Below are 1,394 nucleotides of genomic sequence, written 5' to 3' on the forward strand. Positions count from 1 at the left end.
GCGCCTCCTATGTTTGTAGTAAGTTCTTTGTTTTTTTCAATAAGACCACTTTAGTTTGATAAAAAAAGTGAAAAGGGAGAAGAGCTATTTGCGACTAAGTAGCTTATTATAAGCATATTCACGCGAAGAATTAGCCTCTCCTTTTTATCTCTTCGAGTTTGAACAGAATGTAAGGAATACCGGTCACGGTATATCCAGGATATCCAATTAGGAGACAAAACGAAGGGAGATTTTCACTTTTAAAATTAAATCGAAAGATGGTATGAATCAACAAATTATCAAACAGGTCGCCGGTATCGACGTCGCCCAGGATGAACTGGTGGTTAGTCTGGGTTATTTAACACAAGATCTTTGTACCAAATGCATAGCCCGGAAAACTTTTGCCAACAATGTGAAGGGCTTTTCAGGGTTTAGGCAATGGCTTGAAAAAAGTAGTATAGCCGATGTTCCCTTACAAATTGTAATGGAAGCCACGGGTGTTTATCATGAATCAGTGGCTTATTTTTTAGCAGACCATGGATATGCGGTCAGTATTGTTCTTCCCAACAAAATCAGCAACTATGCGCGGACATTAGACATCAAAACGGTCACGGATAAGACATCGGCAGAAGCCATCATGTTGTTTGGTCTGCAACGTAAACTGATGCTATGGAAGCGGCCTTTGGCCGTCTATAAAAGGCTGCGACAGCTAACGCGGGAAAGAGATCAGGTTATTGGACTTAGAACAATGGCAAAAAATCATTTACACGCTGAGCAGGCAGAAGCAGAACCTAATAAGGAGAGTGTAGTTCGGATCAATAAGCAGATACGCTTCTTTACCCAACAGATCGAAGAGATCGCAGCTTCCATCAACTCCCTGGTCCAAATGGATGCAGAATTAAAAAGGAGAATCAAACAAAGTTGTACGATCCCCGGTGTAGGAGTTTTAACTGCAGCCACTGTTCTTGCGGAAACCAATGGTTTTGATCTGATTAAAAATAAAAAGCAGTTGAGCAGCTATGCTGGTCTGGACGTAAGAGAGAAACAGTCGGGAACATCGGTAAATGGTAAACCCCGGATATCCAAAAGAGGAAACCGGTACCTGAGAAAATGCCTGCATATGCCGGCCCTATCAGCGATACGGAGTGATCAAAGATTAAAAGCGGTTTTTGCCAGACTGGTATCCAGGCATGGTATAAAAATGAAGGCTGCGGTTGCTATCCAGCGAAAACTACTGGAAATGATATACACACTTTATAAAAAAGATAAAAACTATGATAAAGAATATTATAAAGTACTAGAGAGCGATATATAACCGCTCTCTAGAGAGGCTGGCAAAGAAACCGCCTTGGAGCACAAAAGTAATTAAATCATATAACTAACTTGGTTCTTAACACAGAATCTTCGCGTGAAAC

1 protein-coding gene is annotated in these 1,394 nt (G+C 41.0%); it reads left to right on the forward strand.

The window, feature by feature from the left end:
- Positions 1-262: 262 nt before the first annotated feature.
- A complete protein-coding gene (locus QUA38_RS28900; RefSeq protein ID WP_333157954.1) occupies positions 263-1,294 on the forward strand; it encodes an IS110 family transposase in 1,032 nt (343 codons plus the stop codon).
- The last annotated feature ends 100 nt before the right edge of the window (positions 1,295-1,394 follow it).

This window comes from Microcoleus sp. Pol12B4, from assembly GCF_036701385.1.
GTDB lineage: Bacteria > Cyanobacteriota > Cyanobacteriia > Cyanobacteriales > Microcoleaceae > Microcoleus.

What these genes read in the sequence shown, in the direction of transcription:
- QUA38_RS28900 (WP_333157954.1), top strand. Translation starts at nt 263, where the DNA reads ATGAATCAACAAATTATCAAACAGGTCGCCGGTATCGACGTCGCCCAG.